The 21,972-nt window shown below is 66.8% G+C and carries 28 protein-coding genes; 11 read left to right on the top strand and 17 right to left on the bottom strand.

The features are described 5' to 3' along the window. The 3 genes from JHC81_RS08890 to JHC81_RS08880 all read right to left on the bottom strand — a co-directional run. Positions 1-788: DUF2793 domain-containing protein (locus JHC81_RS08890; protein ID WP_292173506.1), on the bottom strand; the 788-nt coding region annotated here is incomplete at its 3' end. Positions 789-947: 159 nt separating this feature from the next. Beyond that, entirely contained in the window at positions 948-1,730 is a 783-nt protein-coding gene (gene map, locus JHC81_RS08885; RefSeq protein WP_292173504.1) for a type I methionyl aminopeptidase, read from the bottom strand. After that, complete coding sequence (locus JHC81_RS08880) at positions 1,727-1,939, bottom strand: ParD-like family protein (protein ID WP_292173502.1); 213 nt, start codon at positions 1,937-1,939, stop codon at positions 1,727-1,729. The genes map and JHC81_RS08880 overlap by 4 nt, the downstream gene beginning before the upstream one ends. A 146-nt stretch (positions 1,940-2,085) precedes the next feature. On the opposite strand from JHC81_RS08880, the gene JHC81_RS08875 reads away from it, so the two are divergent. Next, positions 2,086-2,502, top strand: a complete 417-nt coding sequence (locus JHC81_RS08875) for a hypothetical protein (RefSeq protein ID WP_292173500.1) — start codon at positions 2,086-2,088, stop codon at positions 2,500-2,502. Between the two features lie 63 nt (positions 2,503-2,565). On the opposite strand, the gene JHC81_RS08870 is transcribed toward JHC81_RS08875, so the two are convergent. Continuing rightward, positions 2,566-3,027, bottom strand: coding sequence for a DUF4112 domain-containing protein (locus tag JHC81_RS08870; RefSeq protein WP_292173499.1), 462 nt, complete (start codon positions 3,025-3,027; stop codon positions 2,566-2,568). Positions 3,028-3,062: 35 nt separating this feature from the next. Here JHC81_RS08870 and JHC81_RS08865 point away from each other — a divergent pair, with 35 nt between their 5' ends. Continuing rightward, the gene (locus JHC81_RS08865; RefSeq protein ID WP_292173497.1) at positions 3,063-4,058 is read left to right on the top strand and encodes an endonuclease/exonuclease/phosphatase family protein; all 996 of its coding nucleotides are present in this window, start codon (positions 3,063-3,065) and stop codon (positions 4,056-4,058) included. On the opposite strand, the gene JHC81_RS08860 is transcribed toward JHC81_RS08865, so the two are convergent. The 6 genes from JHC81_RS08860 to JHC81_RS08835 all read right to left on the bottom strand — a co-directional run bounded on the left by JHC81_RS08860 (position 4,042) and on the right by JHC81_RS08835 (position 8,982). Next, positions 4,042-5,274, bottom strand: a complete 1,233-nt coding sequence (locus JHC81_RS08860; protein ID WP_292173494.1) for a CCA tRNA nucleotidyltransferase — start codon at positions 5,272-5,274, stop codon at positions 4,042-4,044. The genes JHC81_RS08865 and JHC81_RS08860 overlap by 17 nt on opposite strands. After that, positions 5,271-5,903 (bottom strand): CoA pyrophosphatase, encoded by a 633-nt coding sequence (locus tag JHC81_RS08855; protein WP_292173492.1) that lies wholly within the window; start codon positions 5,901-5,903, stop codon positions 5,271-5,273. The genes JHC81_RS08860 and JHC81_RS08855 overlap by 4 nt, the downstream gene beginning before the upstream one ends. Beyond that, positions 5,900-6,460: a DUF1285 domain-containing protein gene (locus JHC81_RS08850; RefSeq protein WP_292173490.1), complete on the bottom strand. Its 561-nt coding sequence runs from the start codon at positions 6,458-6,460 to the stop codon at positions 5,900-5,902. The genes JHC81_RS08855 and JHC81_RS08850 overlap by 4 nt, the downstream gene beginning before the upstream one ends. Before the next feature lie 147 nt (positions 6,461-6,607). After that, positions 6,608-7,087: an N-acetyltransferase gene (locus JHC81_RS08845; protein ID WP_292173488.1), complete on the bottom strand. Its 480-nt coding sequence runs from the start codon at positions 7,085-7,087 to the stop codon at positions 6,608-6,610. 44 nt (positions 7,088-7,131) lie between these two features. After that, positions 7,132-7,905, bottom strand: a complete 774-nt coding sequence (locus JHC81_RS08840) for an enoyl-CoA hydratase (protein WP_292173485.1) — start codon at positions 7,903-7,905, stop codon at positions 7,132-7,134. A gap of 3 nt (positions 7,906-7,908) precedes the next feature. Then, on the bottom strand, positions 7,909-8,982 hold the full coding sequence (locus tag JHC81_RS08835) for an MBL fold metallo-hydrolase (RefSeq protein ID WP_292173481.1): 1,074 nt from the start codon (positions 8,980-8,982) through the stop codon (positions 7,909-7,911). Between the two features lie 89 nt (positions 8,983-9,071). On the opposite strand from JHC81_RS08835, the gene JHC81_RS08830 reads away from it, so the two are divergent. From JHC81_RS08830 to JHC81_RS08820, 3 genes are all read left to right on the top strand, one after another. Then, entirely contained in the window at positions 9,072-10,139 is a 1,068-nt protein-coding gene (locus JHC81_RS08830; protein ID WP_292173479.1) for a hypothetical protein, read from the top strand. A 99-nt stretch (positions 10,140-10,238) separates the two neighbouring features. Then, positions 10,239-11,036 (top strand): exodeoxyribonuclease III, encoded by a 798-nt coding sequence (gene xth, locus JHC81_RS08825; RefSeq protein WP_292173476.1) that lies wholly within the window; start codon positions 10,239-10,241, stop codon positions 11,034-11,036. Between the two features lie 2 nt (positions 11,037-11,038). Then, entirely contained in the window at positions 11,039-11,554 is a 516-nt protein-coding gene (locus JHC81_RS08820) for a hypothetical protein (RefSeq protein ID WP_292173473.1), read from the top strand. Here JHC81_RS08820 and JHC81_RS08815 read toward each other — a convergent pair. Then, on the bottom strand, positions 11,551-12,387 hold the full coding sequence (locus tag JHC81_RS08815; protein WP_292173471.1) for a thioesterase family protein: 837 nt from the start codon (positions 12,385-12,387) through the stop codon (positions 11,551-11,553). The genes JHC81_RS08820 and JHC81_RS08815 overlap by 4 nt on opposite strands. Before the next feature lie 176 nt (positions 12,388-12,563). On the opposite strand from JHC81_RS08815, the gene JHC81_RS08810 reads away from it, so the two are divergent. The 4 genes from JHC81_RS08810 to JHC81_RS08795 all read left to right on the top strand — a co-directional run bounded on the left by JHC81_RS08810 (position 12,564) and on the right by JHC81_RS08795 (position 15,260). After that, the gene (locus JHC81_RS08810) at positions 12,564-13,067 is read left to right on the top strand and encodes a helix-turn-helix domain-containing protein (RefSeq protein WP_292173470.1); all 504 of its coding nucleotides are present in this window, start codon (positions 12,564-12,566) and stop codon (positions 13,065-13,067) included. A gap of 67 nt (positions 13,068-13,134) precedes the next feature. Then, positions 13,135-14,331 carry an acetyl-CoA C-acyltransferase gene (locus JHC81_RS08805; protein ID WP_292173468.1) on the top strand — a complete coding sequence of 399 codons (1,197 nt, stop codon included), beginning with the start codon at positions 13,135-13,137 and terminating at the stop codon, positions 14,329-14,331. A 156-nt stretch (positions 14,332-14,487) separates the two neighbouring features. After that, positions 14,488-14,835 carry a VOC family protein gene (locus tag JHC81_RS08800; RefSeq protein ID WP_292173466.1) on the top strand — a complete coding sequence of 116 codons (348 nt, stop codon included), beginning with the start codon at positions 14,488-14,490 and terminating at the stop codon, positions 14,833-14,835. Further along, positions 14,832-15,260, top strand: coding sequence for a YkgJ family cysteine cluster protein (locus JHC81_RS08795; protein WP_292173463.1), 429 nt, complete (start codon positions 14,832-14,834; stop codon positions 15,258-15,260). The genes JHC81_RS08800 and JHC81_RS08795 overlap by 4 nt, the downstream gene beginning before the upstream one ends. Here the strand turns inward: JHC81_RS08795 and JHC81_RS08790 are convergent. The 6 genes from JHC81_RS08790 to thiE all read right to left on the bottom strand — a co-directional run bounded on the left by JHC81_RS08790 (position 15,257) and on the right by thiE (position 21,180). Beyond that, positions 15,257-16,030 carry a hypothetical protein gene (locus JHC81_RS08790; RefSeq protein WP_292173461.1) on the bottom strand — a complete coding sequence of 258 codons (774 nt, stop codon included), beginning with the start codon at positions 16,028-16,030 and terminating at the stop codon, positions 15,257-15,259. The two genes, JHC81_RS08795 and JHC81_RS08790, sit on opposite strands and share 4 nt — an antisense overlap. A gap of 17 nt (positions 16,031-16,047) precedes the next feature. Next, positions 16,048-16,209 carry a hypothetical protein gene (locus tag JHC81_RS08785; protein ID WP_292173459.1) on the bottom strand — a complete coding sequence of 54 codons (162 nt, stop codon included), beginning with the start codon at positions 16,207-16,209 and terminating at the stop codon, positions 16,048-16,050. Further along, on the bottom strand, positions 16,190-17,221 hold the full coding sequence (gene cydB / locus JHC81_RS08780) for a cytochrome d ubiquinol oxidase subunit II (RefSeq protein WP_292173456.1): 1,032 nt from the start codon (positions 17,219-17,221) through the stop codon (positions 16,190-16,192). Before cydB ends, JHC81_RS08785 begins: the two co-directional genes overlap by 20 nt. After that, positions 17,221-18,645: a cytochrome ubiquinol oxidase subunit I gene (locus JHC81_RS08775; protein WP_292173453.1), complete on the bottom strand. Its 1,425-nt coding sequence runs from the start codon at positions 18,643-18,645 to the stop codon at positions 17,221-17,223. Before JHC81_RS08775 ends, cydB begins: the two co-directional genes overlap by 1 nt. Positions 18,646-18,759: 114 nt before the next feature. Continuing rightward, positions 18,760-20,451: a sensor histidine kinase gene (locus JHC81_RS08770; RefSeq protein ID WP_292173451.1), complete on the bottom strand. Its 1,692-nt coding sequence runs from the start codon at positions 20,449-20,451 to the stop codon at positions 18,760-18,762. 69 nt (positions 20,452-20,520) lie between these two features. Further along, entirely contained in the window at positions 20,521-21,180 is a 660-nt protein-coding gene (gene thiE, locus JHC81_RS08765; protein ID WP_292173447.1) for a thiamine phosphate synthase, read from the bottom strand. Positions 21,181-21,301: 121 nt separating this feature from the next. Here thiE and JHC81_RS08760 point away from each other — a divergent pair, with 121 nt between their 5' ends. Both JHC81_RS08760 and bfr read left to right on the top strand, forming a co-directional pair. Beyond that, positions 21,302-21,487, top strand: coding sequence for a (2Fe-2S)-binding protein (locus tag JHC81_RS08760; protein WP_292173444.1), 186 nt, complete (start codon positions 21,302-21,304; stop codon positions 21,485-21,487). A 171-nt stretch (positions 21,488-21,658) separates the two neighbouring features. After that, the coding region (bfr, locus tag JHC81_RS08755; RefSeq protein WP_292173442.1) for a bacterioferritin at positions 21,659-21,972 on the top strand (314 nt) is incomplete at its 3' end.

Genomic DNA, 21,972 nt, shown 5'->3' with positions numbered 1-21,972 from the left:
GCGCCACCGCCCCCGCCGCCCGCGACCACGACGGCCTCCACGCTGCGAGCCCACGCCGGCACGACATAGCTGCCGCTGGCGTTGAACACCGTCAACACGCGCCGTCCCGCACCTCGGGCAAAGGTCACGCGTCCCGTCGCGCGGTCCACGCTCAGCGCCTCGTGCCAGGTCGTCCCGTCCGCGCTGACCTTCAGCGTCAGGTCGTCACCCCCGATCAGCCCCAGCTCGGCCCGGCCGGAAAATCCGCTCTGGAACAGCAGCGACAGCACATCGCTCGCCGCCTCCTTGTTGAACGTCAGCCTCAGATCGCCATCGCCCCCCGCCCCGCTCTCCCGCGCAGTCCACAGCGCCTTGTTCACCCGCGCGGCAAAGGGGTTGGTCGCATCGGCCGTGGTGTTCAGCCCCAGTCGGCTCAGTCCCTGCAAGACGCCCAGCCGCGCGCCCAGCGCCACCCAGTCGCTGCCCGACCGCACGATCAGCTCGCCCGCATCCTCGACCAGGGCGATCAGCCCGTCCTGCACCGGCACCTCGACCCAGCCGCCCATGTCGGCCCGGACCAGCGTCCCCACCGCCCGGGTGCCCCAGTCCTCCCCCGTCCGCGCGGCGGGCAGCACATACAGCGCACCCTCCTCCGGTGCGCTTGGCTGGGCCACTGTCGTCCGGCTGACGATCAGGGTCTGGACCAGGGCATCCAGCCGCGTCAGCGCTTCGTTCAGGGTGACATGTTTCTGCATCTGCCCGGCCGCCAGATACGGCAGCTCCAGTCGGGCGGTTCGGTCGGCGCTCATGCGAATAATCTCCGGGGGAATGTCGGAGATCAGTCTGCGTCAGCCGCTTCCTATGGCGGGCTCAGGACGCTGGTCGCGCCCGATAGGGCTTCCAGATCAGTAAGTTGGCGAATCTGTTCGTGCGGACAATCGCTGAACTCTCAGCCGATGGGCGCTGCTTCACGCCGCCCGGCGCATCCCGCCCCGCACCTCGTCGGGACGCAGGGTCAGGACCCGGACGCCGTCCCTGGTCACCGCTACCGTATGCTCGAACTGGGCCGACAGCTTCCCGTCGGCCGTGACCACGGTCCAGCCGTCTTCCAGGGTCTCGACCATCCGCCTGCCCTGGTTCAGCATCGGTTCGATGGTGAAGGTCATGCCTTCCTTCAGCACCAGCCCTGTCCCCGGCTTGCCGAAATGCAGCACCTGCGGGGCCTCGTGCATCTCGCGCCCGATGCCGTGGCCACAGTATTCGCGCACGATGGAATAGCCCGCCCGCCGCGCATGCCGCTCGATCGCATGGCCGATGTCGCCCAGACGCGCACCGGGCTTCACCGCCAGAATGCCCCGCCACATCGCCTCGTATGTCGTCTGCACCAGCCGCCGGGCCGCAGGCGACACCGCCCCGATCAGATAGGTCTTGCTGGAATCGGCGATGAAGCCGTCCTTCTCCAGCGTGATGTCCAGGTTGACGATGTCCCCGTCCCTCAGAACCTCGTCCGCCGAGGGCACGCCGTGACAGACCACGGCATTGATCGAGCTGTTCAGCACGAAGCCATAGTCATACTGCCCCTTGCTCGCCGGCCGCGCCTTCAGCTCATCGGTGATGTAGGCCTCGACCCGGTCGTTGATCTCCAGCGTGCTCATCCCCGCCATCGTGAGGCTGTCCAGATGGGTGAAGACCCGCGCCAGCAACCGCCCGGCCTCGGCCATCAGTTCGACTTCCGCCGGCGTCTTGGTCACGCCGCGATGGTCTCCGTAGCAGGCGCATCCACCCCCGCCGCCTTCAGCTCACGCGCCACCAGATCCTGATAGCTCACACCGGGATTCATCTCGCACAGCATGCCGATCCGGATCCAGAACGCCGCCTGCCCATTGATCGACCGGCACGACACCCGACTGGCCCGCCGCAACTGCTCATGCAGCTCATCCTCGATGTTGACGATACCCATGGGCGGTCCTGAAATATACGGTTCGTGTGCGTTACGTGTATGTCGACGAGCGTACGAGCGCAATCCAGGAACGGCTGTCGCGAAGTTCCGCTATGGGTGGGAGGCCGACATTGGCTCTGGCGCCACCTTCGGCTAGGTCAGACCGCATGGACAACGAAATCACTCCTTGGATTCCGCTCCCAGACCTACCACAAACCCCATGCGGCATTGAAGTTGAAGGCGCTCCCGAACACGTCAGTGTGCGCGTGGTCTACTCCTTCTACGAGGGCGACCGTGATCTGCTGATCGAGTTTCAGGCTGAAGCCTTTGGCTGTTTCAGTGAAATTGCTGCGCCTTCTACGACGGTCTCTGCCGACTACCCTAGACTCACGCACCCGACGTACTCCCGCTACCTCTGGCCTTTGATGGAAGTGACCAACTCCAGTTGGCTGTCCTCCTATCTAGGGCGGCTGTGGTGGTCAGACAGGCCCTATCGCCACTACCGAATCGTCTCCGACGATGGAACCTTCGATGCAATAACTTGCCACGAGCCTGTCGCACGTTGGGAAGCGGTAAAGAGCTGATCTAGCGGGAGGCCCGCTTTGGGTCGATTGCAGACTTTAAATCACCCGACCAAAACCGCCCCCTCAATCGTGCAGGTACACCACCCGCTTCAACTGCGGATCGCGCGCCACGACCTCCATGTGCCGCTCATGCTCGCCTGAGGCCTTGGCATCCGCCTCGCGGGCCTCGACCCAGTGGGTCTGTTCCATCTCGGCCTGCAGGGCCTTGGCGGCCAGCAAATGGCCCTGGAAGAAGAAGTCGACCGCATCGCCCAGGATCGGCACCTCGCCCGTCGCCGTATCGACGCCCAGATAGCCGAACATCTTCAGCAGGGTGATCGGCGACGCCTTGGCCCGGAACGCCTGGGTCAGCAGCCATCCCCCCGCCCCCACCGTATAGACGATGCCGACGATCGGGATCCAGGTCAGCAGCCCGTCCAGCCCGATGCCGAACGGCCCGATGCCGACCGCCCGGTCCGACAGCTTCTTGATGCCCTCGACATTGGCCCAGATCTTCTCGATATCGCCGATGGTCCGCTTGGCCATTCATTCGTCTCCTGCCGCAAAGCTTCCAACGCCCGATGACGTCACCCGTTCAACCGGACCTGCCCGCTCGCCCGCCTTTCGCACGGGGCGGCCTGGCCTGGCGCATTGCCGAAGTCCTGATCGGCCTCAGCCTGTTCGCCCCGCTGACCCTGGCGGTGGCGGCCCTGTCCGGCTCGGGCCACCGCTGGATCGACATCCTGGCCCAGTTCACCGCCCCGGCCCTGACGGCCACGGTTCTGCTGATCGCCCTCGTCGCCGTCGCCCGCCTGTGGCGGGCCACCGCCTTCGGCCTGATCGTCGCCGTCACCCTTCTGGTCGCCGTCTGGCCCCAGTGGTTTCCGGTCCAGCCCCCGGCCCGGCCCGGCGCACCCGAACTGACCCTCTATTCCGCCAACGTCCACTATCTGAACACCGATATCGACCGCATGCGCCGCTCGATCGATCAGGCCGATCCCGACATCATCGTCCTGGTCGAACTCAGCCTCCAGACCGCCGACGGCATCGAGGCCCTGCTGGGCGACTATCCGCATCGCGTCGACGCCACCCTGCCGGCCCAGATGCGCGGGCCGTCGCGCTCCATCATCGCCTCGCGCTATCCCCTGACGCAGGTGCCGACCTTCCCCGACCTGCTGCACGATGTCGCCGCCGTGGCCGACACGCCGCTGGGGCCCATCAACATCGTCGGCGTCCACCTGACCCGCCCCTGGCCCTATGAATATCAGCACGGCCAGGTCATCCAGACCGAGAACCTGGCCGACCTTCGCCGCACCACCACCGGCCCCATGATCGTCGCGGGCGATTTCAACAGCGTCTCGTCCGCCCGCATCGGCCGTCAGGTCCGCGACGAGGTCGGCTTGCACCCGGCCCCCGGCATTCTGGGCACCTGGCCCACGGCCCTGCCCCCCGTTTTCGGCATGACCATCGACCAGGTCTATCGCTCGCCCGACCTGACCTTCACCCGTCGCCGCCTGGGCCTGCCCAATGGCTCGGACCACGCCCCGGTCGTCACGACCTTCACTTTGGCGCAGTGATCAGCGCCTTCAGCCGCGCCTCATGCCCCTCCGTCGGAAAATCGTCAGCAATCCAGCCGTCCTCGAACGCCTTCAGCACCCGGCCCGTCTCCGGCCCCGGCTCCAGCCCCTGTTGCGCCAGCTCCCGTCCTCCGACAGGCAGCCGCGGCACGGTCCAGCCGTCGGCCAGCGCCAGCAACCGCCGCGCACCGGCGTCTGCACCATCCGCCGCTTCCGCCCAGCGCCGCACGACCGCATCCTTGAACCCCGGCCGCCCCTGGCGATAGATCGCCGCCCGCGCCGCCTGATCCGTCATCTCCAGATCGACCACCGCCCACGCCCGCACCGCCGCCGTCAGCCGGTCCCGCACCGCATTGGACAGCCGCAGCCGCACCGCCACCGCCTTCACCACATCCTGATCGGGCGGCAGCAACGCCATCAGCCGCATCCCGGCTTCCGGCGACCGCTCCACCATCGCCTCGAACGTCGCCCCGGACTCGGGAAAGTCGGTCGCCTCGGGCAGCACCTGCGCCAGCACCCCGGCCTCGCGCATCGCCACCACCGCGCCGCGCGGGTCCGGCGCGGCCAGCAGCTTCAGCATCTCCTTGGACACCCGCTCGGCCGACAGCCGCTTCATCCCCTCGGCCAGCGCCGCGCAGGCCGCCATCGCCTCCGCATCCGGCTCGCCCCGCCCATACCAGGCGTAGAAGCGGAAGAATCTCAGGATCCGCAGATAATCCTCGCGGATTCGCGTCTCGGGCTCGCCGACAAAGACGATCCGCCCCTCCGCCGCGTCCGACACCCCATGCCCCGTCGGATCGAACACCTCTCCGGACGCATCGGCATACAGCGCATTCAGCCGGAAATCGCGCCGCGCCGCATCCTCGGCCCAGTCGTCGGTGAAGGCCACGGTGGCATTGCGCCCATCGGTGGAGACATCCTGCCTTAGGGTCGTGATCTCATAGGGTTTGCGCGCCGAGACCGCCGTCACCGTCCCATGCGCCATGCCGGTCGGCACGGCCTTCAGCCCCGCCGTCTCGATCGCCGCCTTGGTTTCCTCGGGTTTCAGCGTCGTGGCGATGTCCACATCGTCGATGCCTTGCCCCATCAGGGCATTTCGCACGCAGCCGCCCACGAACCGCGCACAGCCCGGCCCGCCCGCCGCCTCCAGCGCCGCGATCACCGCCCGCGTGGCCGGATCGCTCAGCCAGTCCTGTCCGGTCAGACGCACGCTCACGCCGCCTCCTCGCCATACAGCCGCATCCTCAGCGCGCGCACGATCCCCGCCGTCACGCCCCAGATGTAGCGTTCCCCGAACGGCACGGCCCAGTACCACCGCCTCGGCCCCGTCTCCGGATCATAGTAGTCGCGCCGGTGATTGGCCCCGTCGATCAGGAAATCCCACGGCACCTCGAACACCTCGGCCACCTCGTCCGGCGACGGCGTGGTCTCGGGCGCATGGCTCAGCCAGCCGATCACCGGGGTGACCAGAAACCCCGTCCCCGTCTCATAGGCATCGCCCAGCCCCAGTATCTCGACCGCATCGGGGGCCAGCGCCACCTCTTCCCACGCTTCGCGCAGGGCCGCTTCGACTGCCGTCTCGCCGGGGTCCAGCCGCCCGCCCGGAAAGGCGATCTGCCCGGTATGGCTGGCCAGGGTGTCGGACCGCCGCGTCATCAGCACCGTCGCCCCACCTTCATGTGCGATGATGGGGATCAAGACGGCCGCTGCCCGCAAAGTGCGCTCTTCGCGCTCTGCATCCGGGTTCAGGTCGAAGTCGGACCGCGCTGGCCCATTCTCGATCGACCAGCTTTCGACCGGCAGCAACCGCGCCTTCAATTCGGCCTTCAGCGCCTCTCTGCTCATTCGGCGCTCACGGGACCCAGCACAAAGGCCCGCCCCTGCGCCCGCACGACCCACTGCCCGTCCTCGACCTCGGCCGCCTCGACCAGTTCGTAGAAGACCGACCGTGCGATCCGCGCCCACAGATCGGCCCGCACATGCACGCGCGGCGCGGGCTCGCCCGTCTCCGGATCGGTCTCGACCACTATTGCGTGCTCTGGCCCCGCCTCGACCTCGTCGCCGACATCGGTGGTGAAGGTCAGGCGATCGGTCCCGATCTCCACCGCCACCGCCCGAAACGGCAGATCCTCGACCGTGATCGACAGCTTCTCGCCCGGCGTGACCAGCACATAGCCGTCCGCATCCTTGCGCAGGATGGTCGAGAACAGGCGCACCAACTCTGCCCGCCCGATGGGCGAGCCCTCGTGCATCCACAGGCCATCCCTCTGGATGACGATGTCGATGTCGCCGCAATGCTCGGGGTGCCACAGATGCACCGGCGGAATGCCCCGCCCGGGTGCCTGCTTCGCTGCCGCCGCGACGGCGGCCAGTCCGGTCGGATTGTCGGATGAGGTCGGCATGGTACCGATCTAGGCCCGATGCACCCGCGCCGAAAGCCCTGCGACCGTATCTGACGTGTCCGCATGCCAGTCTGGCGACGATGCCCCGCCCATATCGAAGTCGGAAACGGCACCAGGTGGACTGAGTGGACTCAGCGGACTCTGTTTTCAGTCGGCCCGCACGATCCCGGAAACATCCGCTGGTCCCCACCACAGCAGCCGCCGCCCATCGACCGGCCCGGGCATGACGACGCCCTCGGCCTTCCGGAACCCGAACCGTTCGAAATATGGCGCATCCCCGACCAGCAGCAGCCCGGCCACGTCGTCGGTCTCCGCAAAGGCTAGGCACGCCTGCACCAGTTCGGCCCCCAGCCCCCCGCGCCGGTTGCCCGCCTCCACCGCGATCGGCCCCAGGAACAGCGCCCTGGCGTCTCCTATGGTGATGGCCCACAGCCTGACCGAGCCTATGACCGCGCCGTCCTCCCGCGCCACAAAGCCCGCAACCACCGACGCCCGCTCCCGCAGCCGCTCCGCCGTCTTGGCAAACCGGCCCGGGCCGAAGGCGGCCAGCACCAGAGCCTCGACCGCCGCGGCGTCCGCAGGTGTCTCGGTCTCGATACGAACAGGGGCTGACGGCGTGTCGAACATGGGCGTGGCGCCTAAAGCCCCGCGCCCCACTGCGCAATGGCCAATCAGCCGACCTTGCTGAAATCCGGGGCCCGCTTCTGGCTGAAAGCCATGAAGGCCTCCATCGCCTCGGGGCTCTTCATCTGGCTGCCGAAGGCCTCGCCCTCGCGCTGCATCAGGGCCCACAGATGTTCGGCGTCCCGCATCAGCCGCTTGGTCTTGCGCAGCGAGTTGGGGGCTCGCGCCGCCAGTCGGCCCGCCAGGTCCAGCGCCGTCGCCTCGACCTGGTCGCTCGCCACCGCCCGATTGGCCAGACCCCAGGCCACCGCCGTGCGCCCGTCGATCGGCTCGCCCAGGGCAAAGATCTCGAAGGCCCGCTGATGCCCCAGCACCTGCGGCAGCAACAGGCTGGACGCCGCCTCCGGAGCCAGCGCCAGATTGATGAACGGTGCCGACAGCAGGGCATCCTCTGCCACCACCACCATGTCGCAGTGGAGCAGCAACGTCAGCCCGATCCCCACGGCCCGTCCCCGCACCGCCGCCACCGCCGGCTTGTCCAGATCAGCCAGCGCCTTGAGGAACTGGAACACCGGCATATCCAGCGGCTCACCCGCCTGCGATCCAATGGCGATGAAGTCGGCGATGTCATTGCCGGCCGAAAAGCTGTCGCCCTCGGCCCGGAACAGCAGAACCCGCACCGCGTCATCGCTCTGCGCCCTCTGCGTCGCCTCGGCCAGGGCCGAATACATCGCCTGGGTGATGGCGTTTTTCTTCTCGGGTCGAGCGAAGGTGACGCTCAGGACGCCGTCGCTCAGGTCGGTACGGATATGGTCGGTCATGGCTCAGGCCTCCTCGATAGGGGTGGCGGTCCACCAGTCGACGCCGTCGGCATCGCGGGTCCGCGTGGCTCGACCCTGGCGGGCCAGATAATTCAGATGCGCGATCGCCTCGCCCGTGGCCATGCCGCGTACGCCGTCGCCGACCGGTCTGGCAAACAGGCTGCCGAACACGTCTACCGCCCGTTTGGGCTCCTTCAACGACCGCTCCAGACGTTTCAGCGACGCCTCATGCCCCCGGATCAGGGCATCCAGCCGCGTGTGAACCCCATAGAACGGCTCCCCATGCGACGGCAGGATCAGCGCGCTCTCCGGCAGCACCGTCTTCATCCGCTCAAGCGATACCAGCCAGTCCCCCAACGGATCGGCCTCGGGCTCCGTCGGCCACACCGAAACATTGGAGGATATGCGCGGCAGGATTTGGTCCCCCCCCAGCACCACGTCGTCGCTCTCGCGCCACAAACAGGCATGCTCGGGGCTATGGCCTTCGCCGACCACTACACGCCAGTCATGGCCGCCGATTCTGATCCGGTCACCCTCGCTGATCCGCACATAGCCTGCCGGCATCGGCGACACCGCCATGCCGAACCGCCCGAACTCGCGCCGATAGGTCTCGATCTGCGCCTCATCCCAACCGGCCGCGCGATAGAAGGTCTCGCCCGCCCTTGGAGCCGCCTTGCCCGTATCCGACACCAGCATTCGCGCCGTCACATACTCCAGCCGCGTCATCAGCAGCGGCGCATCGAACCGCTCGCACAGCCAGCCCGCCAGCCCAATATGATCCGGATGCATATGGGTGCAGATCACGCGCGTGACCGGATGTCCGCCCAGCGGTCCGGCGAGGATCTGGTCCCACAGCCCGCGCGTCTCTTCGATCCCCAGCCCCGTATCGACCAGGGCCCAGCCCTCGCCATCCTCGATCGCAAAGACATTGATGTGGTTCAGCGCGATCGGCATCGGCAGCCGCATCCACTGCACGCCGGGTGCCACGGCCACGGCATCACCCGGTGCCGGCAGATCGGCAAACGGATACGTCAGGCCGCGCTCGTCACGGACGCCATCCTTCGCATCTGAGGTCATCAGCCCATCGGCCAAGTGCGTCTCCAATCGCAACCTTCATCTGATAGGCCCGCGGGCGCGATTGGTCTAGCCGTATCAGTGCGTGTCACTTGACCGACGCCGCATGCCTAGCCAAGGGTGGTACGGAGACGTCATTCCGGAGTTTTATCGTGCTGAAGAAGAAAACGCTTGGCCTCATCGGCTGCGCCATGGCCGTCGCCATGCTGGCCCAGCCCACCTTCGCCCAAGAACGACCCAACGAACGCAACGAGTCGCGGCGCGCCTCCGGCGTCATCAGCGGTGAACGCGTACTGCCCGGTCGGATCGGGGGTGACCGCAATGATCGCGAGCAGGAGCGCACCACCGGCGTCCGCGGCGTACGTCGTGGCGACAGGAGCCAGCCAGCCGCTGCAGCCGCTGCGCCCAGCGCCGAACAAGTGGTAGCCGCAGCCCAAGGTCTGGCGACGGCAGCCGGCAAGACCTGTCAGGCCACCGAGGCGGTGATGCTGGGGCGCGATGCCCAGCAGCAAGGGATTTACGAAGTCGCCTGCGCCAATGCGCCCGGCTACATCATTGTGGGATCGACACCGCCGCTCGCGGTCGATTGCCTCGAACTTGCCGGTACCGCCGCGACCGCCCGCGCGCGCAACCCCGCCGCCGACGTCGGCCAACAGTGCGCCCTTCCTGCCAACGACAACGGTCTGGCGATCATCGGCGGATGGGCCAGGGACGCCGGCGTCAGCTGCACGGTCGATCAGGCCGTGGCGATCGGCAAGAGCTCGGACGACAACATGATTTATGAAGTGGGTTGTTCAGGTCAGGACGGCTATTGGCTGGAGAAGACGGCCAGTGGCTGGCAACTGCAGGATTGCCTGCAGGTCGTGGCTGCCAACGGTGCCTGCAAGTTCACCACCACCGATGAGCAGGTCGCCAGTTTCAGGGGCAAGCTGACGGGCACCGATGCCGCCTCTTGCGACGTGCAGGCCGTCCGTTTGATGGGCCAGAATGCCAACGGTCGCTTTTATGAGGCCAAGTGCGGTGCCGGCGACGGTTACATCGCGCGCGTCAATGCTGAAGGCGTGACCCAACAAGTCTACGCCTGCGCCACAGCTCAGGCCCGTGCGATCGGAACCGGCTGCACCCTGACGACTACGGCTCCCGCCGCCGCGACGGAATAGTAGTCTCAGCTTCTATCGCAGCGCCCCCCGGAGTTCGCTCCGGGGGGCGTTTTCTTATGCGGCTTCACAGAACGCCCCGATGCGACGTAATCAGGGCGGATGCGCATCGCGACCTGGAACGTCAACTCCGTCAAAGCTCGGCTCCCGACCGTGCTGGCTTGGCTCGAGGCCGCCACGCCCGACGTGGTGTGCATGCAGGAGATCAAATGCCAGGACGAGAAATTCCCTCGCGAGGCCTTTGAGTCCCTCGGCTACAACGTCCAGGTCCACGGCCAGAAGAGCTACAACGGCGTCGCCCTGCTCTCGAAATACCCGGTCTCGGACATCCGCCGTGGCCTACCGGGCACCGACACCTCCGGCGTCGAGGCCGACTTCGAACAGGCCCGCTATATCGAGGCCCTGATCGAGGCTCCCCGCCCGGTCCGCGTCGGCGGTCTTTACCTGCCCAACGGCAATCCGATCGGCACCGAGAAGTTTGCTTACAAGCTGTCCTGGATGGACCGCCTCCATGCCCACGCTCGCAACCTGCTGGCCCAGGAGGAGGCCTTCGTCCTGTGCGGTGACTACAACGTCATCCCGACACCCGACGATGCGAAGACGCCGTCAGCCTGGGTAAACGACGCCCTGTTCCAGCCCCAGAGCCGCGCCGCCTTCCGCGCCCTGAAGCATCTGGGTCTGTCCGAGGCCGGCGAACTGGGCAGGCAGCCGCCCGGCACCTTCACCTTCTGGGACTATCAGGCCGGGGCCTGGCAGCGCGACAACGGCATCCGCATCGACTTCCACCTGCTCTCGCCTCAGGCCGCCGACCGGTTTCAGGGGATTGAGACCCACCGTGACGCCCGCGACATGGACAAGCCCAGCGACCATGTCCCCGTCGTCGTCGAACTGGAGGACTGAGCATGGCCGAGGCCCTGCGCCTGGTGCTTCTGGTGGCGCTGGCGGCGGCGGCCTTGACGACCGGTGCGCTGATCCTCGCCTGGTGGATGGAGCCTATGCGCCGCATGAAGCGGGCGCTGTTCAAGTCGCTGAACTCACCGCCCGAGGCGGAGGCCTATTCTCCGGCCGAGGGCCGGGCCGCCGGCCTGGATTTTGACGGGGCGCAGGTCAGCGTCCTGTGGAATCGCGGCGGCTCGGGCCTAGTCTACGACTTCCACGAAATCGAGGGCGGCGAGATTATCGTCGATGGGCATGTGGTGGCCCGCGTCCGACGCGGCGAGACCCGCAAATCTCTCGACATCCTTGCCCCCGATGCGGAACAGGTCACCCTGCGGCTGCTGTTCGGGGACGCGCGTCACCCGGAGTTCGAACTGGCGCTGTGGGACGCGACCCTGCCGGTCCAGACCAGCTCTCCGGGCGAAGCCCTGCGCCTGGGCCGCCGCTGGTTGTCGCATCTTGAAGCCTTGCTGAAAGGCTAGACTGCCCGCGTCGCCATCACCTTGCGCAGCTGCCGCCCGACAGCCAGCGGACGTCCGTCCTGGGCCCAGGCGGTCGCATCCTCCACCGTCCAGCCTGCGTGGCTGTCGCGTGAAACGAACTCGAAATAGGTCCAGCCGTCCGGGGCCGCATTCTCGGGCACCGGCCCGAAGAAATCGTAGCGCAGATCTGCCGTGGCCGAGACGGCGGGCGGCGGCGGCAGCATGGTCCAGTAAACCGGAAAGGTCGCATCCAGCAGAAAGGCCAGCCGCGCCTCGTCCAATGGTCGGCCGTCCACGGTCCGCATCCACACACCCATCCGGTCGGTGATGTTCTTACCGAACAGCTTGATGCCGCCGACGAACCTATGCTCCACATGACGCAGGAAATGCGGTGCGAACCCGTCGCCCATCGGCGTCAGAAGTTGGTCCTCCAGCGGTGGCGGCACGATGGTGGCGGCACGCACCTCCGGCCCGTCGCCTGCACTGCCAAAGGTCACCTGGGCGCTCATCGCCAGCCGATCCTGCTGCCCGGCCCGGACCGAGGTGTAGACCGCCGATCGCCCGCCCCTCAGCTTCTCGCTGGTCAGGGTCAAGGGCTCGAACCGCGCACCGATAAGAAACTGCACCGACACCGTCCGCAGCGGCTGGGCGATCTCCAGCGCCTGTCGCGGAGCCTTCACCGCCAGGGCGCTCATCAGCCCGCCGAACGGCGCGCCCTTTTCGCCCGGCCAACTCTGCGGTGAGTTGGAGAAACCGGTGGTCAGATCGGCCGTCAGCCCCCCCGCGCCGTTGGCGGTCAAGGTCAGGGCCTGATCCAGTGTCTGTTCGGTCATGGGATCACTGCAAAAAAGACGGGCGGACGACGCGAGGTCTTCCGCCCGGAGGTCGAGGGGATCAGGACGCGTCGCGCAGGTGGTGCGATATGTCCATAGCCAAAAGCAACTTACTCCGTCCGTTCCGAATGACAACCCTCTTGCAAATCCCCTGACGCAGGGTCACTTTCGTCCGTATGGGACGCACCGCCGACTATTCACGCCAGAGCTGTTCGATCGCCGCGACACTGGAGGTCATCGGCGATCCCTGGACACTGCTGGTCATCCGCGACGCCTTCAACGGTATCAGCCGTTTCGAACAGTGGCAGGATCGTCTGGGCGTCGCGCGCAACGTATTGGCCGCGAGGCTGAAATCGCTGGTACAGCACGGCGTGCTGGAGCCGCGTCTCTATTCCGAACGTCCGCCCCGCAACGAATATGTCCTGACCGCAAAGGGCAAGGATCTGTACGGCGTGCTAGTCACCCTGCACGGTTGGGGGAACAAGCATGTGTACGGCAACACCGACGCCGGCTTTGCCATGATCCACAAGACCTGCGGCCACGACCTGACCCCCCGCATCGCCTGTGGCCACTGCAACGAAATCGTCAAGCCGCGCGATCTTCTGCTGACCCGCACCGCCGACTGTCCGACCGTCGGAGATCTGCTGCCGCGACAATCGACGAGTGAGAGCGCAGGCTAGTCCGTCTTGCCTGCCCGGGCCCGATGGCCCATCTCGCCCCCATCATCGCCCCTGCGGCGCACCAGCCATGGATACTGTCCTGATGTCCGATCCCGTCGTCATCGTCTCGTTCGCCCGCACGCCCATGGGGGGGTTCCAGGGAGCCTTCGCCACCACCAAGGCGACCGACCTGGGGGCGGCGGCGGTCAAGGCGGCCGTCGAACGTTCCGGTGTCGCGCCTGAAAAGATCGAGCAGATCTACATGGGCTGCGTCCTGCCCGCCGGTCTTGGGCAAGCCCCCGCACGCCAGGCCGCCCTCGGCGCGGGCTTGGGCCAGCATGTCGAGGCGACCACGGTCAACAAGATGTGCGGCTCGGGCCTGCAGGCCGTCATGATGGCCTCCGACAGCCTGATGGCGGGCAGCGCCGATGTCATCGTGGCCGGTGGCATGGAATCGATGACCGGCGCGCCGTATCTGATGAACAAGCACCGCGGCGGGGCCCGCATCGGCCACGACGTCATCGTCGACAGCATGATGATGGACGGGCTGGAGGACGCCTATTCCCCCGGCAAGCCCATGGGCTCCTTCGCCGAGGACACCGCCCGGACTTATCAGTTCACTCGCGAGGCCCAGGACGCCTATGCGGTCGAAAGCCTGACCCGCGCCCGCGCCGCCATCGCCTCGGGGGCCTTCAAGGCCGAGATCACGCCGGTGGACGTCACCACCCGCAAGGGCACCGAGACGATCAGCGAGGACGAACAACCCGGCAAGGCCATGCCGGAGAAGATCCCCGGCCTGAAGCCCGCCTTCGCCAAGGACGGCACCATCACCGCCGCCTCCTCCGCATCGATCTCCGACGGCGCTGCGGCCCTGGTCATGACGCGCGAGAGCGTGGCCAAGGCGCTGGGCCTGCCGATCGTCGCCCGCATCGTCAGCCATTCGGCCCATGCCCATGAGCCCGGCCTGTTCACCACCGCCCCCGTCCCGGCCATCCAGAAGGCGTTGAAGAAGGCCGGCTGGTCGGTCGAGGACGTCGATCTGTGGGAGGTCAACGAAGCCTTCGCCGTCGTGCCCATGATCGCCATGCAGGAACTGGGGATCGACCACGCCAAGCTGAACGTCAACGGCGGCGCGACGGCCCTGGGTCACCCGATTGGTGCGTCAGGCGCTCGCGTCCTGGCCACCCTGCTGGGGGCCCTTCAGACACGCGGCGGAAAGCGGGGTGTGGCGTCGCTGTGCATCGGCGGCGGCGAGGCCGTGGCCCTTGCGGTCGAGCTGGCCTGACTGCGGCGGGGCATGTCGCTCGCCATCAGCCTCGCCAGTGCCGGGCCTCCGGTAGTCAGGATGATCATGAGCGACTCCCGCAATTGCGAACCATTTGCAGGTTTGCGCAGAAGTGTTGGTCGTGGCAAGCCCTCATTGTGAAGCGGGAGATCACGCATGCGTGTCGATGGAAAACTGGACTACCTCGAACTCCCCGCCGACAGCACCGGCACCGTCAAGGCCTTCTATGGCGCGGCCTTCGGCTGGACGTTTCAGGACTACGGTCCGACCTATGCGGCCTTCAGCGAAGGTCTGGACGGTGGCTTCGATGCGGATGAGGCATCTCTGAAAGCCCCCCTGCCCGTCCTCTATGCCACCGATCTGGAGGCGGCCCTGGCCCGCGTGACCGAAGCGGGCGGAACCATCGTCAAGCCGATCTTCGACTTCCCCGGCGGACAGCGTTTCCACTTCCGCGATCCAGCCGGCAACGAGCTGGCCATCTGGTCCGAGCCCAAAGCCACGTGACCACGGCGACCATCGCCAAATCCTGTGGCGACTGCGGCCTGTGCTGCAAGCTGATGGGAGTGACGGCCCTGGCCAAGCCCGCGGGCAGATGGTGCCGCCATTTCGGCAAGACCAGCGGCTGCGCCATCTATGCCGACCGCCCGGATGATTGCCGCGTCTTCAACTGCCTGTGGCTGCTGACCGATGCGCTCGACGAAGCGTGGAAACCCTCCGTCGCCGGCTTCGTCCTGCACAGCGAGCAAGGCGGCGCACGCCTGATCGTCGAATCCGATCCGGCGCGCCCGCACGACTGGCGGCGCGAGCCCTATCAGTCTGTCCTGCGTCGCTGGGCCGAGGCGCCGGGACAGGAGGTTCTGGTGTTCGCCGGGTTGCGCGGTGTCCGGCTGGGCCCGACGGATGCCCCGGTCAGGCGGTCTGCGGCCTAGCGTACATCCACCGTCTGGCCGATCCGCTCGGCCAGGGCCTGATCGGCTCCCTCCAGCGACATGATCCAGACGTGGATTTCCTTCGGCGCGGTCTCGCGCTGAAACAGATGCTCCATGGCGTGACGCGTGCCGCCCTGGTTGGCCACGACGGTGGCACGGCCCCCGACCTCGGCCATTTCGCCGGAATAGATGGGGAACTGCGACGATGGCCCGGCATAGATCATGGCGAAGGACTTATCGCCCCGCTTGACCGTGTAGATCTTGAAGTTCGGACCGGGCCGCCCCGTCTCGATCCGGAAACCGGGCGGCAATTCGATAGAGAACGGCAGGGCGGCGATAGCCGCCGCATCCAGCACCGTCGCGGCCGGAGCCGGAGCCGGAGCAGGCGCGCTCGTCTCTGCCGTTGCAGATGCCGCTGGCGGAACGGCTGCCGATGAAGGCGTAGCGGCGGGCCGACGGGCAGCGGTCGATGCCACGGCGGGAGCCGGTGTCACGATCGGCGGCGGAGGCGGTGCCCCCTCGGCCCTTGGCGCTGCGGTCACGGTCGGTGTCGATGCGGCAGGCGAGCGACTGGGAACAGGGCCGAGCGCGCCGGGACGGACCGTGGTCGAGGGCTGGGCTTGAGCTGGGGCACCGTTCAGGCTGCCCGTGATATCTGGCAATCCCGTGGGTCGCGCCGTGGCAGGTGCCGGTGTCTGGGTCGCTGTCTGGGCATGGATCAGGCCTGGCGAGGCAGCGAGGATGAGGGCGGCAAAAGCGATACTTTTCATCCTGCCTATGTCGCCCGTCAGCCCATGAACGGCAAGGCCCTCAGCGCATAGGCGACCACGGCCGTGACCCCGGCGGCCACAACCGACAGGCCGACAAACCAGGCCAACCGCTTCCATAGGGGGCCGGGCGGCTCGTTCGGCTCAGGCGGGGGGACGGGATCAATGATGATAGCCGGCATCCTCGTCGATCTTGCCCCGGAACACCCAATAGACCCAGGCTGTATAGGCCAGGATGGCGGGCACGATGGTCAGTGTCCCGACCAGCATCAGCCCGAGGGCATTGTCGGGAGCCGCCGCCTGCCGGAAGTCCACGGCATAGGGCACGATGTAGGGCGTGAAGCTGGCCGCCAGCCCGAGATAGCCGGACAGGAAGACCATGATCGTCCCGATGAAGGGCCGCACATGCGACGACCGGCGCGCCGATCCCACCAGCAGGATCAGACCCGCCAGACCCAGCAACGGCACGGGCAACAAGGGCCCCAGCACGCCCCAGTCGACCCCAAACCCCTGCGTCAGGTCGAAGCCCCAGCGCAAGGCAATGCGTGGATGCACGAACAGTGTGGCGACACTGACCGCGGCCAGCAGCCCGGCCGTGCACGCCGCGCTTATCAGCGTCCAGCGCTTGGCGTCGCCGTGCAGATTGTCCTTGGTCTTCAGCATCAGCCAGGTCGCGCCCAGCAGGGCATAACCCGCCACGATCCCGGCCGAGACCAGCAGCGTATAGGGGGTGAACCAGTCGAACGGCCCGCCGGCGAACTGTTCGTTCTCCACGGTCACGCCCTGGATGAAGCCGCCCAGGATCAGCCCTTGCGCCGCCGCCGTCAGGATCGACCCACCGGCGAACATCTGGGTCCAGAACTTGCGGCCGCGCTTCCTGGCCCGGAACCGGAACTCGAACGCCACGCCGCGCAGGATCAGGCCCGCCAGCATCAGCAGCACCGGCAGATAGAGCGCCGGCATCAGGATGGAATAGGCCAGTGGAAAAGCCGCCAGCAGCCCCCCGCCCCCCAGCACCAGCCAGGTCTCGTTGCCGTCCCACACCGGCGCAATGGTGTTCATCATCACGTCCCGCTCGCCCGGCGATCGGGCGAAGGGAAACAGGATGCCGACACCCAGGTCGAACCCATCCAGCATGACGTACAACAGCACGGCGGTTGCGATCACCCCGGCCCAGATCAGCGGCAGGTCCATCAGTCCTCGTCTCCCGGAATGCCACCCTCGGCATCGGCGGGGGCCTTGGCCAGGGCCGAACCGGGGGCCCGGTCCTGACGCGGATCGGGTTCGGCCAGCGCCGCCTTGGGTCCCTCGGCCATCAGCCGCAGGATGAACAGGGCACCGGCCGTGAACACCAGGGCATAGACCAGAACATAGACCGTCAGGCTGGTCGCCACCTCGGCGGCCGTGACGGGCGAGACGGCGTCACGCGTCTTCAGCACGCCATAGACGACCCAGGGCTGGCGCCCGACCTCGGTGACCATCCAGCCAGCCAGCACCGCAATGAAGCCGCTCGGCCCCATGGCCACGCAGAACTTCAGGAACCACCGGCTCTCGAACAGCCGCTTCCGCCAGATCAGCACGGCCCCGACGCCACCCAGGGCGATCATCAGCAGGCCCAGACCCACCATGATGCGAAAGCCGAAGAAGGGGATGAAGGGCGGCGGCTGATCCTCGCGCGGCCAGGCGTCCAGGCCCTGGATGACCTCATCCTTGGGCACATTCTGGATCATGTTGCCGATGCCGGGGATCGAAACCTCGAAGTGATTCTTCTGCGCCTCGCGGTCCGGAATGCCGAACAGGTGCAGCGGCTGGTTGGAGCGCGTTTCCCAATAGCCCTCGATAGCTGCGGTCTTGGACGGCTGATACTTGTGCGCCACCTCGCCGGACCAGTGGCCGACGACCAGCTGCAACGGCGCGACCACGGCCACCAGGCCGATGGCCATGACCAGGGCGATCCGGCTTTCGGTCCAGGTCGTGCTGCCGCGCTTTTCCTTCAGGATCCGCCAGGCCGAGGCGGCGCCCACGACCAGAGCCGTCGTCATGAAGGCGGCCAGCAGCATGTGCACCAGCCGCGACGGAAAGCTGGGGTTAAACACCACCTGCCAGAAGTCCGTAGCCTGGAACCGGCCGTCGGCCATGATCTCGAAGCCCTGCGGCGTCTGCATCCAGCTGTTGGCCGACAGGATCCAGAAGGCGGAGATGGTCGTCCCGATCGCCACCAGCACGGTGGCTGTAAAGTGCAGCCTGGGCCCGACCTTTTTCCAGCCGAACAGCATGACGCCCAGGAACGACGCCTCCAGGAAGAAGGCCGTCAGCACCTCGAACGCCAGCAGCGGCCCGATCACCCCGCCGGTGAGGCGAATGAACTCCGACCAGTTTGTACCGAACTGATAGCTCAGCACCACGCCCGACACGACGCCCATGCCGAAGCTGAGGGCGAAGATCTTCACCCAGAACAGATACAGGGTCTTGAACGCGTCCCGCTTTGTCCAGAGCCACAGCCCCTCCAGCACCGCCAGAAACGCCGCCAGCCCGATTGTGAAGGCCGGGAACAGGATGTGAAACGCGATGGTGAAGGCAAACTGCATCCGCGACAGCAGAAGCGCGTCGAATTCCACGGTGATCGCCTTTTCAAATAACCCTACGACAATTGCGGCTTTATACCCGTCGAACCGCAATGTCCATGAGCGTTCGGTCGCGCGGCGGAACGTCTCAACGCCTGGTGACTGGCGTCAGGCGGCGGGGAGTTCGATCCAGAAGGTCGCGCCCTCGCCCGGCTGCGACACCACGCCGATACTGCCCCCCTGAAGCTCGACCAGCCGCTTGGCCAGGGCCAGGCCGATGCCATGACCCTCGATCGTCGAGCGGTCCAGCCCCAGGCGATTGAAGGGCTCGAAAAGCTGCGCCTGTTTCTCCGCTGACAGGCCCGGCCCCAGGTCGATCACCTCTATCCGCACGGCGTCGTGCACACGACTGGCGCGGAAGGTGACGATGCCCCCGCTGGCTCCATACTTCACGGCATTGCTGGCCAGGTTGGTCACCACCTGATTGAGCCGCTGCGAATCCGCCAGGGCCACCAGTCCATCACCCTCGGTCACGACTTCCAGCTTCAGGGTGTCGGCCTCCGGCCGCAGGGCGGTCGCGCGGCGCACATCCTCCAGTACGCCGGGCACATCCGTGGGTCGCAGCTCGACGCTGACCTCTCCGGACTCGGCGCGGGCCACGTCGAGCAGATCGTGGGCCAGACTTTCCACCTGCCGTGCCGTCTTCACCAGCATGGCCGCCATCTCGGCCTGGGTCTCGTTGACCGGTCCCAGCTGCCCGCCCTGCCACAGGTCGCCGATGCCGATGATGCCTCCGACCGGGCTCTTGATCTCGTGCGCCACATTGGCCAGCAGGCGCGACTTGGCGGCCGAGGCCTTCTCGGCCCGCACCTGACCCAGTTTGGCGCGGTCCGACAGACGGTCCCGCTCCTCCAGCAAGGCGGCGACCAGCATGACCGGCAGATAGCCCAGCATGACAAGCAACTGACCCATCAGCGCCTGATCCGCGCGGCTGAAATCACCGGTGAACGGCCCGTGGCCGGTCATGCTGCCGCCGACCGCCAGAATGGTCACGATCAACAGCGCCGCCGTCACCCCCAGCATGCGCAGGCGCACCGCGATCAGCAGCAGGATCGGCAGGATCAGGAACGAAAGCTGGACATCCAGATGCACGAACACGACCCAGCCCCCGACCGTCAGCAGGGCCATCAGGACCGCAGCCTCCAGCGCTACGGCGGGCGCGCGCAGCCTGGCGAGCTCCCGCTTCGTCAGCGACAGGCCGAAGCTGCCGATGATGGCGATGCTCAGTGCATGGCCGAACCACCAGGTCTGGGCGCTCAGCAAGGGGTTGGTGCCGTCCATCCAGTACAGCATGGTGCTGGCGAACACCGCCGACGGAATGGGCGCGATCAGAGCCGCCCCCAGCAGGAAGCGCGTGGCTCCCGTAACCGTCGCCAGGTTCAGTGTCGGCGCGAACCGACGCGCCATCAGCACGGCCACGACGATGTCCAGCATATTGGCCAGGGTGAACATCAGCGTGTGCAGTGTGTCGTTGCCGACCAGGAAGTTCCCGGCGGCCAGACCCACGGCGATCATGGCCCCGAAGCTGTAGTCGTACATCCGGCCCGATGACGTCCTGAGCCAGACGACTACGGCCAGACCGGCGGCACCCCACAGCGGCGCGACAAGTCCGACAGAACGGGCAAAACTTATGGAAACGACGACCATGACGGTCACGGCCAGGGCCGTGAACACCGGGGTCAGGGCCTGTCTGCGCCGACGCAGATTCGCCGCCTGACGCGCCTTGGCCATCGTCGTGACCGGTCCAGCCACATCGACGGGCAGGCTGTCGGTCGAGAAGAGCACGCGGCTCTGGGGCATGAACGCGGGTCCGGCAAGCGACTAAAGGGCTGCCTTGCTTACCGCGCACCCCCTAACATCCCCTGAAGGTCAGGACTCGGCGAGCAACGCCGCGTTGAAGGCGCGTACGGCCGCCGCAGCACCGTCGGCATGATCCCACACCGCGCCGCTGACCGCGACGAAATCCGCGCCCGCTCGCGCCAGCCCTCCCGCCGTCTCGACAGTGATGCCGCCTATCGCGACGCAAGGCACCTCGACCGTCTCCTGCCAGATCATCAGGATTTCGGGATCGGGGCGGTGCGTCGTCGCCTTGGTCGTCGTCGGATAGAAGGCCCCGAAGGCGACGTAATCGGCCCCGGCCTCGGCCGCATCCATGGCCAGTTCGCGGCTGTCGTGACAGGTGATGCCGATCATCGCATCAGGCCCCATGACGCGCCGGGCTTCGGCCAGCGGCATGTCGGACTGTCCCAGATGGACCCCATCGCATCCTGACCGTTTCGCCAGGTCGGGCCTATCGTTCAGGATTACCGCGACGCCGCGTGCCTGCGCCACGGGCCGGATCGCCTCTACCGCCGCCAGCACCGCTGCATCATCCACATCCTTCAGCCTGATCTGCAGGGCCGCGACATCTCCGGCGTCCAGGGCCTCGGCCAAGGTTGCGACAAAGGCCGCCATGTCCGGGATCGCGGGCGGCGTGATCAGATACAGCCGACAGGGCGGGCGTTCGGGGATCAGGGATTGCTTGGCCATGCCCGGCAAGTGCGTTGCCCTCCAGTCCGCGTCAACCCGCCACTCCTGCGAACGCCTTGCATTCGCCTTAACGAGCCTGCTATAGCGAACCATTCGCATCACCAGCCGGGTCGAGCCTGCCGTGTACGTCTGCAACTGCAATGGTCTTCGCAAGCGTGACGTGGCCCTGGCCATCGAGGCGGGCGCCTGCCGGCCGCGCGACATCTTCACCCGCAATCAGTGCCAGGCCCAGTGCGCCAAATGCGTCTGCGAAATGCGCGAGATGATTCAGGAAACCCGTCAGGCCTTCGCCATGGCGGCCGAATAGCCGACGCGATAAGGCCCCGCTTTGCGCGGAAAAATCATTCGCAATATCAATGTGCTGATAAGTAATCGCAAAAGATCACAGCGGCATTTCCTGTGATAGAACTGTCTGGCTAAGGCGGGATGCGTTCGGGGCCGTCGGCTCCACACCCGCTCATCGAAAGAGACCAAGGCCATGAAGGGCGATCCCGCGATCATCCGCACCCTCAATGCGGTGCTGACCAACGAACTCACCGCCGTGAACCAGTATTTCCTGCATGCCCGCATGTTCGAAAGCTGGGGCCTGAAACACCTCGGCCAGATCATCTATGACGAGTCGATCGGCGAGATGAAGCACGCCGACATGCTCATCAAACGCATCCTCTTCCTGGACGGCCTGCCCAATCTGCAGGACCTGCACAAGCTGAAGATCGGCGAGGAAGCCGTCGAATGTCTGGGGGCCGACCTCCAGCTGGAGATCGACAGCCGCGCCACGACTGCCGCCGCCGT

Source organism: Brevundimonas sp., from assembly GCF_016463295.1.
In the GTDB taxonomy this organism is placed as follows: domain Bacteria; phylum Pseudomonadota; class Alphaproteobacteria; order Caulobacterales; family Caulobacteraceae; genus Brevundimonas.
The sequence above is the reverse complement of the archived record's forward strand: the minus strand, read 5'-3'. Positions and strand labels throughout refer to the sequence as shown.